We start from the raw sequence: 15,661 nt of genomic DNA, 5'->3' as shown, positions 1-15,661 counted from the left end.
TTAAGACGATATGTTTTGGACGCAGCCTGTAGAACCCACTATCGGGTTTGCATCGGAACAGTATGCGCGTCAAAACGGAGAAACGCGGTATTTTCCATTAAGAACTCAAGTAGGGTCTTAGCCTGCGGGCTGAGCTCTCTCCCCTTGAGTGAAAGCACTTTTACCGTCGCTTTTGGAAGCATACCCAGTTCGGTATCTACAATTTCAATGGTTCCCGCTTCTATCTCGTCGATGACGGTCAGCTTAGGCATGAAAGTAACGCCGAGCCCAGCGACAACAAAGTTGGTCAACGCCGTCACTGAATTGGTTTGAAGTTTTGGCTTAAGTGTTAAATGGGAAATTTGCTCTGCATGTTTTACCAACCTGCCCATGCCTGTTGAATTGTCTATCAATGCCAGAGAAACATCTTGCAGGTCTTGCAAGGTTGCAGGTGAGGTATTCATAGTAAGAAAGTGTCCCTTAGGGACGATCAACTCTAATGGATGGCTGCGCTCTACATGCGAATGAAGTTTAGAGTGAGGTGCAGAGGCGTAGGTAATAGCAAAATCTATCTGCTGGTCTTCCAGCATCTTGACGGCATCCAGCGCTCCCGCAATTTCTATCGACAGGTTGATATCGGGATAGCGAGCCATAAACGTCTGCATTGGTGTCGATACCAAATTGGTAATAAACCCCTCTCCAATCGCAATGCTAACGCTACCACCCGTCAAGTTTTTTAGCTTAGTGAGCCGAGAAAGCACCGCTGCCTCGCCTCTCACGATAGATTGGTAATATTCTAATAGCTCTTTACCGGCTTCGGTCAGGTAGGATTGCCGGCTATTTCTTTCCCACACTTTCACCTCGACTTGCACCTCGAGCTGACTCAACATTCTACTCACTGCTGCTGGATCGACGTTGAGCATCTTTGACGCCTTTCGCAATGACCCATACTTGGAAACCGCATTTAAGTATTCAAGCGAACGAATATTGAGGTGGTGCATTAAATATCCTGTTTAACTCAACCGATAGACTGGATTAGCTTCTCACAGTTCAAGCTCATTTTCTTAGTGATTTTATAAGAATGCTAACTCCCTCTCTTTTCACTTCCCATTTCATCAAACCATAACACCCCTCACATCATATGCACTCAAACCTATATCAGTACTTACTTTATGCCCTGCCAGTACTTAGATTTACTGATATTTCAAAGTGTTCGAAGCCATCGTATTCGAATAAGCAAGATTTCGCGCTCCTTTTCATATAGATAGCTACCATATTGAGCACAAACCGTTTTGCTGTATTAAACACTCATTGCTAGCATCCCCCGCCACAAAATAAAGCGGTACTAGCCGCAGTATCAAGCACAGAGTAATCATGTCTAAAACTACCAATACCTTATTCTTATCACTACTTACTGCAACAATATCAACGAGTGCGTTTGCAAAACCAGGATTTTACATCGGTGGTAACATTCCAGTTGCTAACGAAAACTACATTTCTCCTCTAGGAGTCAAAATCGACGCTACTAATCGCTTAAATTTTGAGTTCATTGGTGGCTATGAGTTTGCTATTTCTGAAAAGTTCGGACTTGGCCTAGAAGCCCAGTACTCATCTGTCGGTGAATATAAGTACAAAGATATATCAACAAGTAAGGCAGATGCTTTTTTCATTAGCGCGAAGCCAAAGTACTATATTGCTGACAGCAACTTTTATATTGGCGGCATGTTTGGTATTGGTGATGTCGCTCTTGACGTTAAAAACCATCATTTCGATTTTGGTGTTAAGAACGATGCTGTCGGGTACCAAATTGGGGTTGAAGCAGGCTACCAAATCGACAATCTAGACGTCGCATTTGGCCTTAAAGACATCAGTTCGAAAATTCAAAATGTGGACGTTCGATCTTCTGGTCCATTTGTAGGTATCAGGTATAACTTTTAATCGTTAATATAAACTCAGTTCATTGAGCATGTATTGAATACTATAAGTATCGCCTCACGGCATAGAACAGAGGCGATACATTTTACCTACTAGTCATCACTAAGAGTAAGTGACTAGACACGCTGTTACTTATTTACAAACAGTGACTTAACATCAACATGTGCCCAATCACTCTCTACACCTAGCGCTGGTAGTTTGACCCACAATTGAAGCTCATTTAGGTCTGCTACGATTTGGTAGTTGGTGAGATCCACATCTTGGTTAGTTGGTTTGGTTACACCACCGTTTTCTTTAAAGCTGCCGTCTTCGTTGTATAGCGTTAGGTCGAAGATATCACGCATTTGTTGTGTATCCAGCTGACCTGCTTTTTCATCGTGACGCGCATTGAGGTTGTCAAAACGTTTTAGTGAGAAGCTTTGTGTTTCACGTTTACCTAGACCCCAATCTGGGTTTAGGAAGGTGTTCACTGTCACAAACGAGCTTGCATCTTTGTCTGCAGAGCGCAGGCGGTTCTCTTGAATGGTGTTCTCATAAGCACACGCTTTACCTTGTTGATCAGCAAGCATCCAGATAGCGGCCACATCAGTACGAGAGGCTTGAAAACGAGCGCTCAGAGCTTCGATTGAGTCAGACTCTGCCATATAGTCGAACACAGAGTTCAAGAATGAAGGTTTTTCGATAGAGACAATGTTACCGCCCATTGACGTACCATCATGCAGGTCGGTGTAAACGCCTTTGTCATTGAAACCTGTTACTAGCCACTGCCAACCTGGCCAGCTCACGTTCACGATACCGTTTGAACCATCCGTTGGGTTATAAACAGTCGTGTAGATTGGGAAATCAAGAAATAGCTCAGCCCAGTCCATATTGCGTCCGACAAGAGCGTGACCATCTTTAGTGTTTTCGCCCCATGTCGCCAACGATGAGCAACCAGAGAAAGAGTGCAGTTTACCCAAGTAGATAGCCATCGGACCGCTTTGGTCTAGCACGACCACTTTCTCAACAGGCCAGCCGGCACCGTCGGCTACACCTTGGAAATATTGCTTACGACGCAGTGAAAGAGCGTTAAAGATACGAGTACCAAACAGCTCAAATGCGTCAGCTTGAGTGATCAAGCCGTGATTGATTTCTGGTTGAACGATTTTTTGGTACATCGCCTCCATGTGATCTTTCGCCAGTGCGCCATATTGGCGGCCCATCTCAAACCAACTGCCTTGCAGTTGAAGGACGTAAAGCATCTCTTCGTTAGTTTCAAAAATTTTGCCGTCTTCAAATTGATTAAGCAGTGTTAGTGTTGAAGTTGTCATTGTTAGTTACCTCGATAGAACAGTATTGTGAAGTCGAGGTGGATTGTATGAATCTTGTGCAAAACCAACCAATGCACAGTGATGGGTTGAGTCCTCCAATATTACTTTTCAATAAAAACGAAAAGGTACAGAACTGGCGATAAGCCTTACCATGTCTTAATGTGTATTGTGTAAGCGTGCGAATTTTCCGTTTAAAACGGGCTTAATGTTTTGATGCTAGAGGTACTATTTGAGCAACTTGATCGAACAATGCAATCGGGAACTTAATAAGGTCGTAAAGTATTACCCTGAAGAGGAAAGAGACAGCGCTGAATGTTTGCTGGCTCAGCTTGTCTCTTGTGAGGTTTTTCTCATCCAGTACCCAATCCTCAATCACTTTCGAGGCAAAAGCTCACCTTGGTATCATGTACAAAACATCCGTCGAATTCTTCTAGCCAAACCCCGTGACGAAGCCATGAACTGCTATGAGGAGCCCATATTTCAAGGCTGGTCCATGGCAAAAATCGACGATGCCCGTGTCTATGAGAAAACCATTCCTGAACGAGTACGAAAAGCTTACTTAGACTACCAGTTCTTCATCGAGCAATATGGTAAGGGTGCTTACGACTAAGCCAACTACTCATAACGCGACGATGCTCGGCACAATGACATAATGATGCCAAAGCAGACGCCTTGGGTGATCATCGCGGTGCCACCATAGCTGAAAAATGGCAATGGACTTCCCATGACTGGCAACAATCCGCTAACCATCCCTGTATTGATAAAGGCATATAAAAAGAAACTCAGCGCCAATGACCCGCACACCAGTCGGCTATAGGCGTGATGACAATGACAGGCGAGCCAAAGTGCTCTCAAGGTGATAAATAGATAAAGCGACAGCAGCAATACACAACCAAGAAACCCCCACTCTTCCGCATAAGCAGAGAAGATAAAATCAGTGTGGCTCTCTGGAATGAAGCCGAGCGAACTTTGAGTGGCATTCATCCAGCCTTTCCCTGTCACGCCTCCAGATCCAATCGCAATATGTGACTGAATGATCTGATAACCAGAGCCCAGTGGGTCACTTTGCGGGTTAAGAAACTGTATGATGCGCTTCTTCTGATAAGCCTCAATCACAAAAAACCACAGCAACGGTATCGAAGTGGCAACAAGGGCAGCAAAGCCACCAATGATCTTCCAGCTCATGCCTGCGAAATAGAGCACAAATAGCATGTATATGATGCCGAAGATTGCTCCATCGAGATCAGGCTGAACAAATATCAAGCCCGCTGGTATGGCGGTCATCAAAATAGCGACGAGTAGCCTAATCCCGGTTGGTCGCGTCCCTTCTTGCTGTATAAACCAAGCCACCATCATGGGAATGGCCAGTTTCACCAACTCTGATGGTTGAAAACGAAATCCCGCAATACTCAACCAGCGCTGAGAGCCGTTACTGCTGTCTCCAGCAAGGACTACGCCAATCAGTAGAAGAATGGTAAGCAGATAGAGGTAAGGAGACACGCGGCGATACTGCCGTGCAGGAATCGACGCCATGATCACAACACACAAGATGGATATTCCACAGCGCATGAGATGGTTGGTCATGGTGGCTTCGCTATAACCGCTGGCACTCCAGATAGTGAGTGAACCAAGCAGCATGATAGTGACGATCGCCAACAAGATGAGGACGTCGATTTTTGGAGTGTTAAGAGCTTTTAGCATACGAATCTAACGAGCAACGCCATTAAGACGCTGCTCATCTCTACAAATGTCATGGGTAATTAGCGCAGAAAGGCGCATCTGGTTAGGATTTTTTTAGGCTATTTCGATAACCTGAAATAACGCGGCGCAAACGCCAAGTAACAAAGGTGATGATAGCGGCGCACAGGGTCACAATAGGTGCTGCCATCAGTACCATCGTCGCGACTCTACTCACGGTATCTGGCAATGAAGGTAAGACGAATCCTACGCCCGCTAGTAATGCAATCCATAGCGTGGCACTACACCAAGCAAAGTAGTGAAAGCGCTGAACTTGGTGCAGACGAATCCCCATTACCATAGGCACCAGTGAGCGAACTCCCGGGACAAATCTGGCAACGAATAGCGCAATTAGCCCATGGCGACCCAAAAGGTTATCGACTAGGCGCATATTGCTTTCAGGCACTTTCATCAGCCAGCCTCGAACAACGGGAAGCTTGTTAAGCCAACGTCCCTGCAAATAGGCGAGCCAACTGCCCACGGAGGCGGCGATGATGAGCAGCGCAAATGCGAGAAAAGGGTTAAGAACCCCGACGGCAGATAAGGTTCCCACCAACACAACGATACTGTCACAAGGCAATGGTGCAGCTGGCAAAAAACTGCTTTCAAGACCAATAAATAGGGTCACTAAGATATAAATCAGTACCGCGCTACCAGGCGACAGCAACGCGTCAAAGTCTTGATTCCAAATGGCAATCAAGACGTCTTGGGTCGCATCAAGCATAGCTACTCCCAGCATAGTTACTCCCAACATAGTTACTAAAAAACGAAACGAGATGAATCGATGAAACGTTTAAGTTGAGAACTATCGAGAGTGAATAAAGCGAAACTGAAGGTTGGACTCGTGCCAGCCGCCGAGTCGAGGATGAGCGAAAGCCAGGTAGCTTCGCGGGAGCGCCCTTCTTGAAAGCGCAAACACAAACCATGAGCTCAAGGAGAGCACCAACATCAGCCAAGGCAGAGGGTCTTGAGGTCCAGCCTGAGGTTTTTGTGGTGGCAATCGCCACGTTGACAGACGCAGTAGTTGATGGTCATTGGCAAGGTCAGGAACCCGCTCTGGATTCACCACTGAAGGCTGGTAAAAGTGTGGAGTCTCACCAATAGACTCTGCGACGCCGCTCAATAGCAGCATCGTTAGCAAAGTCAGCAGGAATGGGACGAGCTTTATCGGTCGCTTCACACACAAAGCCTAGTAGTGGGATCTGCCTATATGTACTGCCAAGCGCCTAAAAAAGCAATGAGAATTTAACGACTCTAAATCCGATTAGAACTCGCGATTCATCTTCGATAGACATGAGATAAGTAAAGCTTCTTGCCCCTCATCAAAATGTCGAGTGATGTCTTTAACTAAGTCGAGGTGTAATTGGTTGTGGTGACGGTGAATTGCTTGCCCCGCCTCTGTCAACCCAACCACAATTGCACGGCGATCGTTCGGATGAGGGAAACGTTCCATCAATTTTGCAGCCACTAGCTTATCGACCTGCACCGTCAAGGTACCGGTGGTTATTCCCAGTTTATCAGCGAGCTCTTTCATTCGCATGGCGCCATGAACACCCAAAACCTCTATGGTGTGTACTTGAGCCAATGAATAGCCGGTCTCTTTGACGACAGACTGCTCCCAAGACGACATCTTGTCGTAAAACTCGGTCAGTAACTGGTTTAACGTTTCTAGATTCTGCATTAAGTCGAACGTACTTCTAATGTGAGATGACTTATCTTATCAAACTTGCTCAGCTTTTGTTTGAACGCCTGCAAAGAAAGCGTGTCCTTAGACACCAAGGTAATCGCCGCCGCATAGTGATGACCACTCACTCTCCAGATATGCAAATCAGCTACTTCAGCAAAGGGCGCAAGCTCTTCACGAATTTCTGCTCGATACGTTTCCTCTATGCTTTCGTCGAGCAAAATAGGGCTGGTTTGTTTTAGGAGATTTAGCGTCCATTTACCAATAACCAGGGCGCCAACGATCCCCATAAATGCATCTAGCCAATTCCATCCATAGAGCTTACCCAGAATCAAAGCACCAATGGCAAGCACAGAGGTCAACGCGTCCGCTAAAACGTGCAGGTAAGCAGCTCTTAGGTTGTGGTCGTGATGATGGTGTGCATGTCCGTGATCATGTGAATGCCCATGGTCATGATGATGGTGGTCGTGATGGTGGTGATCCCCCAGCAAAAACATACTCGCAACATTCACGGCCAGACCAATAAAGGCGACGATAATAGCTTCATTGAAATGAATCGGCTGTGGATTGAACAATCGGTGCACCGATTCGACGATCATCATAATCGCCACAATACCCAGCGCAATCGCACTGGTATAGCCCCCAAGTACGCTAACCTTGCCCGTGCCAAAGGAGAATCTATCGTTGTTCTCATGCTTCTTCGCATAGCGATAAGCAAACAAGGTGATACAAAAAGCGGCAGCGTGTGTGCCCATGTGCCAACCATCAGCCAACAGTGCCATGGAGCCGTAGATGGTACCCGCCACGATTTCAACCACCATAGTGGTGACAGTGAGCAACAGCACATAAAAAGTTCGTTTCTCACCTTGGTGATTATGGCTAGAAAAATTGTGTGAGTGGGGCGCAGATTCAAAAGACATGGGGCACACTTTGTTTGATAATCAAAATACTTGATTATCAATTTAGTTTGACTATCAAACAAAGTCAACCGTAAGTATCTAACGCCCAATAAGATCTATTGGTTGTCGTACGCCTCGCGAGAGCGGGTAATCTCATCTTGATGACTCTCTGCCCACTGAACCAGATTATAGAGTGGCTTGACGAGATCTCTGCCTAAATCTGTCAAAGCGTACTCAACGCGCACCGGCACCTCTGGGTATACCGTTCGATTCACATACCCTTCTCGCTCTAAATCACGCAATGTCTGAGTCAACATGCGTTGCGAGATCCCTTCGATTCTCGACTTCAATGCATTAAATCGATCGGATCCATCCACTAATGCAAATAAGATCAGCAATGACCATTTGTCGCCGATTTGTGCTACCACATTTCTAACTGGGCAGTCGCTGTCGTTGTAAAACACTCGTCTCTCTGTATTCGCCATTTCGACCTTCAACCTCTATCCATTCGTTTGCCTATTTTGCTCCAACAGTTACCAAAAGGTAACCAGCGCAGCTTTCGGTGCCTTCTTGTAGTGTAGGTTACTATTAATTACTATGGTTATCAATCTATACCAAACAAGCAACATTAGAAAGGGAGATCACCATGATTAAACGACTTACTTCACTTATGCTTCTCGTCGCAACAACCACCGTTTTCGCGCAGTCTAACGACTCTGTCACGATAGATCTTGCGTCATTGAAGAAGGAAAACTGGACTGAGCAAGAAGCCAACAATGCTGCGCTGATCACTGACTTTGTACAACACCTGATGAACGACCATGACTTTGATTATGTGATGAAGCATTACAACGACAGCGCCTATGTGCAGCACAATCGAAACCTACCGGATAAAGTGACGGGTCTCGTTGGGTTTCTAACTGAGTTTGTCGAAGAATATCCAGACTACAGCTATGATGTGAAGCACATCTATGTCGACGGCGACTATGTGATTTTTCATTCCCACGCGACACTAAACAAAGAAGACCGGGGGAATGATGAAAAAGGAATGAACATTATCGATACTTGGCGCATCGAAGATGGTCGCATTGTCGAGCATTGGGACTCCATTCAAGCACTCGACTTTTCTATGAGAGTCTACTCCCTAATCAGTGGTGGCGATATTGCCAACGAGAACGGTGTGTTCTAAAAGCTGACGACTACCAAACAAGCACTTGCCTACTAACGACGTTACAACGACTGCCCCCAATCCACGCAATGCTATGGGGGCAGCATTTGCCACTCACTCTACGCCTCATCCTAAAAGCTATCCATAACCAAATATCAATAGGAATTAACTATCAAAATAATAGGGGTAAATTACTTCTGTTACTGAGAATAATTATCAATAATATTCACATCAACACAGATTAGCGTTCAATGAGGGTAACGTCATGATCAAGACTATAACTTTTGCAGGCATCCACTTCACGATTGCAACCATGGTAGCTTTTGCTCTTACTGGTGACTTTTTGCTAGGTAGTCTTGTCGCCATGATTGAACCAACCATCAACACAGGTGCTTTCTACCTTCACGAAAAAGCGTGGCAAAAAGTGGCCTTTTTAAAACGTCGACAGTCTTTGACTCAAGTGAAAACCGCTAGCTTTGCCGTTATTCACTTTAGCGTTGCCTTCACTGTGACTTACTTGCTAACTGGGGATGCATTTATCGGTGGCTTGATGGCAACAATCGAACCAGCCATTAACTCAGTCGCCTACTTCTTCCATGAAAAAGTATGGCAACGCAAATCTCATGAGAGCATTGGTGTTAACTTCAACAAACCGGTTGCCGCGTAACGGCCACCAGCGCTATACATTGAGAGTGATCTATTCGAAAACCAAGGGGCATGTCATCGACATGCCCCTTTTTACATCTATCATTCATAAGTCAGTAATTTCTAACTAGCAAATCGCGATATCTATCAGCGTCCTATGAATAGTGCCGACATATTAGTCAATGAATCACATCAAAAACCTAATAGGGGCCAAGTCTTGCGTTTTGCCTTTCTATCTGATTCCTCTATAGTAAGACCTACCTCCAACCATGACGATGACCGATACCGCAATGAGCAGACCACTACGAATCGAATACCCTGGCGCCTTGTATTATGTCACTTGTAAAGGCAACGACGGACAACCTATTTTCCAAGATAGAGGCGATTTCGAACTGTTCTTACAGGTACTCGAGCATACTGCCCTGCGATACAACTGGCAGGTCCATAGCTACTGCTTAATGTCGAATCAATATCATGTGATGCTAGAAACGCCGGATGGCAATTTGAGTATTGGTATGCGTCAGCTTAGTGGTGTATACACGCAGAGGTTTAATCACAAACGTGGTCGCAGCGGACACCTTTTCCAAGGTCGTTTTAAATCGGTCTTGATCGACCGAGAGGCTTACTTCTTATCTGTTAGCCGAGATATTATGCTAAACCCGGTACATGCAAAAATGGTCGTCGATCCAGAAAGTTACCCATGGAGCAGTTGGTGTTATCTAAACGGTAGCAAAACATCACCAACCTGGTTTGATAGTAAAACTACGTTAAAGTCATTCGATAGCAGTCCATCTGCCGCGCTAACGAAGTACAAAAAGTATGTTTTGGATGGCAAAGATGAGAATCCATGGCAAAACGTGAAACGACAGATTTTCTTAGGAGATGAAACATTTATCCAGCGCCATCTTTCTAACCTAGATAGTAGCGATATTGAGCTCGGTGATATCCCAACGCCACAACGTCGCTCAGCCCCTTTGACCCTAGAGGCATACGAACAACAAGCACAAAGCCGCGACGAAGCGATATGTTTGGCATTTCGAAGTGGCGGTTATACGCAAAAGCAAATTGGTGCACATTTTGGGCTGCACTATTCGCGAGTTAGTCGTATTGTTTCTAAAGCAACGCTCTAGTTGAATGTCGCTTTTGTTCGCCTCAGCGTTTGGACTGAGGCGAACAGACTAATAGCCTCTATTTCGCCTCTCCTCCTTTCTGACGGCATGCCGTCATTGGCATTCGTGTCACTGTCCCATTGATGTTGCAATCAACCACATAGCCAAGTCTACCGCCACTTTGACTCGCGAAGGTTGTACCTGATATCAAGATCAATGCGCTTACGCAAGATAAGATAATCAATTTCATAACGACGTCTCCTTGTTGTAAAAAGACATCAGTAAGTATGAGTCAGATTCCCGCTTACACCACCTTCCATGCGAGCATCGCTAGTGCTATGCCGAGTTACTCCAACCGTTAACTGTGCGTTATCGCTCACTTACTGCTTTTAACTCTATGAATGATTAGACATTTTGTTACGACTTTATAAAAGAGTGCGGTAGAATCGCCAATCCACTATTAAGAGTGTTAGCGCAAAGACTAATCCGGATGTGGCATATCAGAGTAACAATAGCAGTAAGGTAATCAGATGAATCGAATTGTTCATGTTCCCGCTCAGTTTTGCGAGGTGGGCAAGCATGAGACTGTCGACTATAGTGATTCTCCCGTTTGGCGAAAAACAGGGTATTCGAAATCCGTAGTTGATAGTGTCCGTTTGGCAGAAGATCTGCAAAAAGCCGTGGAAACACTCAACCACGATGGCTATGAGGTCGTGGCCATCACGCCAATTACAAGTGGTGACTATGACTACAAGGCGTTATTAGAGGCAGGTGGTCGTGGTGAGAATGGCTATGGTGGATACGGTTATGGCTATGGTTTTAGCTATACACAAGGCCTTATTGTAACGGCAAAACGGGTTCGTACTTCTTAATCGTCTCAGTGTATTTCAATCGAGAAGATTGCATACCGATTTTTACATTTTGCCACGCTCTAGTCATAGCGCTTCTGTTGATGCGTGGTAGGATCATCTCAATCCAATAACCTCCTTTTTTACATCCTATTTATTGGTAATAAGGCCTACCGGTATCAGCACCTAGTAGGCCTTGTTTGTTGCTAAGGCAAAAAAGCCATTACGATGCAGCGGCGTACTGCTCCAATTCTTGATGCGTTGCAGTCGTGATGTACTGACCATCTAGATAGAAATCAACGGACTCTTCACCACTTACGCCTACCAAGGTACGAGCTTTACCTTCCTCGTCGATAAACTCCATTTGCATGGTGTTGTTATCAAGCTTTGAAAGCTTCACCGGTGCGGTAGAGAACTGCTTACCAACTTTGTGGTTTACTTTGATGTACGCCTCAGCTGGCGTATCTGCCACGGCTTTTTTCTTAGTAATAGGGTTCGTGCCCGTCCAAAACTCGATCGAGTTAACCACAAACAAGTCAGCCGCAGCCGTGATCGCGTAAACCGGTGACATCAGAGTGTAAAGACCAGCACGGGCGTAACGGTTGTCGACCCCTTTTAGGTTTACTTCATACATAAGTGCACCCGTTGTTGCCATTTGACCGATACAGCCAGTCAACATTGTCGACATTAGTGCTGCAGTAATCGTTGTTTTGATCAGTTTCATTGCTTAAAAAACCTCTCACTCACACTGCCAACACAGCGCAAGCAAGTTGATTGAAATTATTAGAAAAAACCAGCAATCAGTGCTGGTTTTTCATTCCCGCCACCAATAAATGGCGCGGGATTATAACTCCAATCAAAATCGGTTCTAGGCGCATTTTTGCTGCGCTATCTGCGCATTAACATCCAAGACCCACTTTCTCAATAACCACTCACAACAAAGCAATTAAAATGTTTTAATTCAAAGCCTTAAACTTAGTCCCTTTATCATTCAACTGTTCACATCGCCACGAAAAAATCACAAAATATCAACCTGTGACAGTCATATCCTACAACAGCACCAAACTTGCCGTTCCTAAGAAGGCGAAGAAACCCACTACGTCTGTCACTGTGGTCAAGATAACCGAGCCAGCAAGTGCAGGATCGAGCTTTAACTTATCGAGTATTAATGGGATAAGCACCCCAAACAATGCCGCAGTGATGATATTAACGATGATAGCCAATGCGATGGTGCCGCCAAGTAAAGGAGACTGGAACCACAGCCCGGCAACCACGCCAATGATTGCTGCCCATAGCAAACCATTGATGGCACCGATCCCTAACTCATTTTTTATCAAGGCGAATCGGTTACCTGACGTGATCTGATTTAAGGCCATAGAACGAACCATCAGCGTTAGGGTTTGGCTACCAGCAATTCCTCCCATAGAAGCTACGATTGGCATGAGAACCGCGAGTGCGACAACTTGGGCGATAACATCCTCAAACAAACCAATCGTCACTGAAGCAAGAATGGCAGTTAACAGGTTGATACCCAACCACACACCACGCTTTTGCGAGCTTTTAAGAATCGGAGCGAATAGATCATCTCCTTCATCCATACCCGTACCAGCCATAAGGCGCGTTTCATAGATTTCACGCTGGGTACTTAATGCAAACTTCCAATCGATTTCTCCGACCAAACGTTTACGCTCATCGAGTACTGGCAACGCGGCAAATGCTGAGCGTTCCATTGCGTCTACCGCTTCGGTTAACGCCATATTGGCACTTAGAGTGTTCACATGTTCAAGCACTAACTGTTTGATACGCGCTTTTGGGTCCGCGCTTAGTAAATCGATGTAGTCCACCATGCCTCGAAAGCGTTGCTGCTTGTCGATAAGATAGATGTGGCTTGCCGATTCAACATTGTATTTAGCAACTAAAACTCGAGCACGCTCTACGGATATGTTGAATGGGATAGCGATAACCTTACGCTCCGCCCAGCGACCTAGCTCTTCTTCTTCGTATTCGTTGGCTTGGTCATAAAGCTCGAGTTCACCTGGTTCAAGCAGCGATATCGCTTCTTCAATGATGTCGTCAGGTAGAGAGTCCGCCCACTCAATAAGTGATAGGTTATCCAGCTTAGCGAGCGTGAGTCTTAGCTCTGTCTCTGACAAAGCATCAAGAATCGACACCCTCACTTCGCCGCGCGACTCGGTCAATACCTCGATATGACTCTCAAGAGGCAGTTCACGCCATAGCCGTACCCTTTGTTCAATTGGGAAGGCCTCAAGGATCAGAGCGATCGACGATGCGTCGAGACCTTGCTCTATAAAGCGATTGAGAATGTGCGGCTGCTGTGCCTCTTCTGCCTGTGAGATTTGCTCAATTTGAACTGACAGATCTTGGAATTCGCTCACTGCGGGCTCCCTGTAACCGTGCGCGTAATTGGAATACCTTCTATCATAGCGAATAGGTCACCAAGCCACATTCAGAATATTGATAAAGCTGAATAAATCTTAATCGTTTAGCGTCACTTCAACTTCAATTTTCCGCGTAACTAAACACGATCTCTCCTTGAAGCATGGTCATAACCACACGCGCTTTCGCAATGTCTTCCGGAGCAAGTTCACGGATATCTTTATCTAACAAGACCAAGTCCGCTGATTTCCCTATCGCGATGGAGCCTGTTATGTGGTCGATACCTAGGCTTTTGGCAGCATTGATGGTGTAGGCATCAATCGCAGCTTCCAATGTTGGCAATCCGCTGCGTTCCATTATCAAGCTGTTGCTGATACCCACCAACGGATTGATGTCATGCACATTCCAATCGCTGCTTAACGTGACATTTGCGCCCGTATCAAATATCGCCTTAAGGTTCATCAATCGATGAGCTCGCATTGCTCCTATAAAGGCTTCTGCCCACGCATGATCGTTATAGGCAACGTAGTCTGAACCCACTTGGAAGTCTGCACTGACGCCGAGCTTATTGAACCGAGACTCATCGTTTTTATCGACGAGCTCAACATGGGTCAGAGTATACGGCTTGTTACTTCCTTGTTGGCGGACCTGCTCAATAGCATCCAAAGATTCTCGAACAGCGCCATCACCAATCGCGTGTATGTGGGCACTATAGCCGATATCATTCAATGCCTTGAGCCAGTTGGTCATCTTTTTGGGCGAAATATAATTGATGCCATAGGGCTTATTCGTTAAGTAAGTATCGAGATAGGGTGCCAACAGCTTAGCCGTACCATTAATGATAATGCCGTCACTGTACATCTTCACTTGGTTGATAATAAGGAGATCGCTCATCGTCGGCTCGCTCGAATAGATAGATTCAAGGTACTTAAGCTGCGCCGTCATTTCTTCATTTGGGTATACCCAAGGTCGAAGCGCGACGCGCGCGGTTAAGGTCTGCTGGTCATCAGCATGACGCCATACCTCATACCAACCTCGCTTCCAATACAGCCGTCCATCGCCAATGGTTGTAATACCGTGCTCTGCTGCTGTTTCAAGCCCTACAAGCAAGCCCTGATAACTCTGTTCAAATTGATTATTCAGACTATTCCAAGCAACCTCCATAACCGCATCCCCAGCACTATCTAGCAATATGCCATTAAGCTTGCCAGAGGCTTCATCACGCAGAATGACGCCGCCTTGAGGGTTAGGTGTGTCTTCAGAGATCTGAGCTAACTCTAGGGCAGTTGAGTTCACCCACATGGAATGAGAGGTTTGCTCCATTAAGATCACAGGACGATCAGGGAATATGCTGTCCAACATATCGAGCGGTGTCTGGCCACTGTCATGAGCCAAAAGCATTTCAAGTGAAAAGCCATAGCCCATTAACCAGTCTTTCGATTGTGATTGCTGTTGGCAATACTCAAGATAGGGCTTGAGTTCAAGTAATGTCGCCGAAGCGCTTAACTCACAGTTACCTCCCGCCTCAGATGCTGCTTCGAACACATGGTTATGGTTGTCGATAAAGCCCGGCATCAACAACTGTCCATTCAGGTCTATCACTTGTGTCTTATCATCAGTCGATGCAAGCAGTTCCTCTGACCCGCCAATCGCGGTTATCACACCGTTTTGAATGGCCAACGCACGTGCGTCTTGATTGTTATAGATCGAGCCATTGACTAAAACGATGTCTGGGGCGGCAAAAGCTATTAAAGGGCTAAAAAGGCCTGACATAACCATCGCAAAACGCATCGATTTTTTTAGCATAGCCGGAAATATATGGGTCACCATTTTGATAAAAGCCTCAAAATCCATCAATTAGACGCATGATATATAAATGCGATATTGATTCGTAAAATCAATCAGTTATATACACTGAATTGATATCAATAAAAGTACATAAGACTATTC

18 protein-coding genes are annotated in these 15,661 nt (G+C 45.6%); 6 read left to right on the top strand and 12 right to left on the bottom strand.

Going from position 1 to position 15,661, the window contains the following annotated elements:
* Positions 1-38: 38 nt before the first annotated feature.
* Positions 39-980, bottom strand: a complete 942-nt coding sequence (locus LY387_RS04060) for a LysR family transcriptional regulator (protein WP_234495405.1) — start codon at positions 978-980, stop codon at positions 39-41.
* A gap of 373 nt (positions 981-1,353) precedes the next feature.
* On the opposite strand from LY387_RS04060, the gene LY387_RS04055 reads away from it, so the two are divergent.
* Positions 1,354-1,917, top strand: coding sequence for an outer membrane beta-barrel protein (locus tag LY387_RS04055; protein WP_234495404.1), 564 nt, complete (start codon positions 1,354-1,356; stop codon positions 1,915-1,917).
* Between the two features lie 125 nt (positions 1,918-2,042).
* Here LY387_RS04055 and LY387_RS04050 read toward each other — a convergent pair whose 3' ends face one another.
* Positions 2,043-3,224, bottom strand: coding sequence for a C45 family autoproteolytic acyltransferase/hydolase (locus tag LY387_RS04050; protein ID WP_042477666.1), 1,182 nt, complete (start codon positions 3,222-3,224; stop codon positions 2,043-2,045).
* 229 nt (positions 3,225-3,453) lie between these two features.
* Between LY387_RS04050 and LY387_RS04045 the strand changes: the two genes are divergently transcribed.
* Entirely contained in the window at positions 3,454-3,834 is a 381-nt protein-coding gene (locus LY387_RS04045) for a hypothetical protein (protein WP_234495403.1), read from the top strand.
* A gap of 5 nt (positions 3,835-3,839) precedes the next feature.
* Here LY387_RS04045 and rodA read toward each other — a convergent pair whose 3' ends face one another.
* From rodA to LY387_RS04015, 6 genes are all read right to left on the bottom strand, one after another.
* Positions 3,840-4,925, bottom strand: a complete 1,086-nt coding sequence (rodA, locus tag LY387_RS04040; protein WP_234495402.1) for a rod shape-determining protein RodA — start codon at positions 4,923-4,925, stop codon at positions 3,840-3,842.
* A gap of 82 nt (positions 4,926-5,007) precedes the next feature.
* Positions 5,008-5,685, bottom strand: coding sequence for a DedA family protein (locus LY387_RS04035; protein WP_234496051.1), 678 nt, complete (start codon positions 5,683-5,685; stop codon positions 5,008-5,010).
* A gap of 81 nt (positions 5,686-5,766) precedes the next feature.
* Positions 5,767-6,141: a hypothetical protein gene (locus LY387_RS04030; protein ID WP_234495401.1), complete on the bottom strand. Its 375-nt coding sequence runs from the start codon at positions 6,139-6,141 to the stop codon at positions 5,767-5,769.
* Between the two features lie 84 nt (positions 6,142-6,225).
* Positions 6,226-6,642 (bottom strand): MarR family winged helix-turn-helix transcriptional regulator, encoded by a 417-nt coding sequence (locus LY387_RS04025; protein ID WP_042477654.1) that lies wholly within the window; start codon positions 6,640-6,642, stop codon positions 6,226-6,228.
* Positions 6,642-7,565: a CDF family Co(II)/Ni(II) efflux transporter DmeF gene (dmeF, locus tag LY387_RS04020; RefSeq protein WP_234495400.1), complete on the bottom strand. Its 924-nt coding sequence runs from the start codon at positions 7,563-7,565 to the stop codon at positions 6,642-6,644. Before dmeF ends, LY387_RS04025 begins: the two co-directional genes overlap by 1 nt.
* 95 nt (positions 7,566-7,660) lie before the next feature.
* Positions 7,661-8,029 carry a winged helix-turn-helix transcriptional regulator gene (locus tag LY387_RS04015; protein WP_234495399.1) on the bottom strand — a complete coding sequence of 123 codons (369 nt, stop codon included), beginning with the start codon at positions 8,027-8,029 and terminating at the stop codon, positions 7,661-7,663.
* 161 nt (positions 8,030-8,190) lie between these two features.
* Here LY387_RS04015 and LY387_RS04010 point away from each other — a divergent pair, with 161 nt between their 5' ends.
* From LY387_RS04010 to LY387_RS04000, 3 genes are all read left to right on the top strand, one after another.
* Positions 8,191-8,733: a nuclear transport factor 2 family protein gene (locus LY387_RS04010; RefSeq protein ID WP_042477652.1), complete on the top strand. Its 543-nt coding sequence runs from the start codon at positions 8,191-8,193 to the stop codon at positions 8,731-8,733.
* A gap of 244 nt (positions 8,734-8,977) precedes the next feature.
* Positions 8,978-9,379 carry a DUF2061 domain-containing protein gene (locus LY387_RS04005; protein WP_234495398.1) on the top strand — a complete coding sequence of 134 codons (402 nt, stop codon included), beginning with the start codon at positions 8,978-8,980 and terminating at the stop codon, positions 9,377-9,379.
* A gap of 268 nt (positions 9,380-9,647) precedes the next feature.
* Entirely contained in the window at positions 9,648-10,487 is an 840-nt protein-coding gene (locus LY387_RS04000) for a transposase (RefSeq protein ID WP_234495397.1), read from the top strand.
* 58 nt (positions 10,488-10,545) lie between these two features.
* Here LY387_RS04000 and LY387_RS03995 read toward each other — a convergent pair whose 3' ends face one another.
* Entirely contained in the window at positions 10,546-10,716 is a 171-nt protein-coding gene (locus tag LY387_RS03995) for a hypothetical protein (protein WP_234495396.1), read from the bottom strand.
* A 280-nt stretch (positions 10,717-10,996) separates the two neighbouring features.
* Between LY387_RS03995 and LY387_RS03990 the strand changes: the two genes are divergently transcribed.
* Positions 10,997-11,338, top strand: coding sequence for a hypothetical protein (locus LY387_RS03990; RefSeq protein ID WP_234495395.1), 342 nt, complete (start codon positions 10,997-10,999; stop codon positions 11,336-11,338).
* Positions 11,339-11,537: 199 nt separating this feature from the next.
* Here LY387_RS03990 and LY387_RS03985 read toward each other — a convergent pair whose 3' ends face one another.
* The 3 genes from LY387_RS03985 to LY387_RS03975 all read right to left on the bottom strand — a co-directional run bounded on the left by LY387_RS03985 (position 11,538) and on the right by LY387_RS03975 (position 15,517).
* Complete coding sequence (locus LY387_RS03985) at positions 11,538-12,038, bottom strand: DUF3332 family protein (RefSeq protein WP_042477647.1); 501 nt, start codon at positions 12,036-12,038, stop codon at positions 11,538-11,540.
* A gap of 325 nt (positions 12,039-12,363) precedes the next feature.
* Positions 12,364-13,710: a magnesium transporter gene (locus LY387_RS03980; RefSeq protein WP_234495394.1), complete on the bottom strand. Its 1,347-nt coding sequence runs from the start codon at positions 13,708-13,710 to the stop codon at positions 12,364-12,366.
* A gap of 124 nt (positions 13,711-13,834) precedes the next feature.
* Positions 13,835-15,517 (bottom strand): amidohydrolase, encoded by a 1,683-nt coding sequence (locus tag LY387_RS03975; protein WP_419153422.1) that lies wholly within the window; start codon positions 15,515-15,517, stop codon positions 13,835-13,837.
* Between the last annotated feature and the right edge of the window lie 144 nt (positions 15,518-15,661).

This window comes from Vibrio maritimus (genome assembly GCF_021441885.1).
GTDB lineage: Bacteria > Pseudomonadota > Gammaproteobacteria > Enterobacterales > Vibrionaceae > Vibrio > Vibrio maritimus_B.
This window is presented reverse-complemented; position numbering and strand designations above follow the sequence as displayed.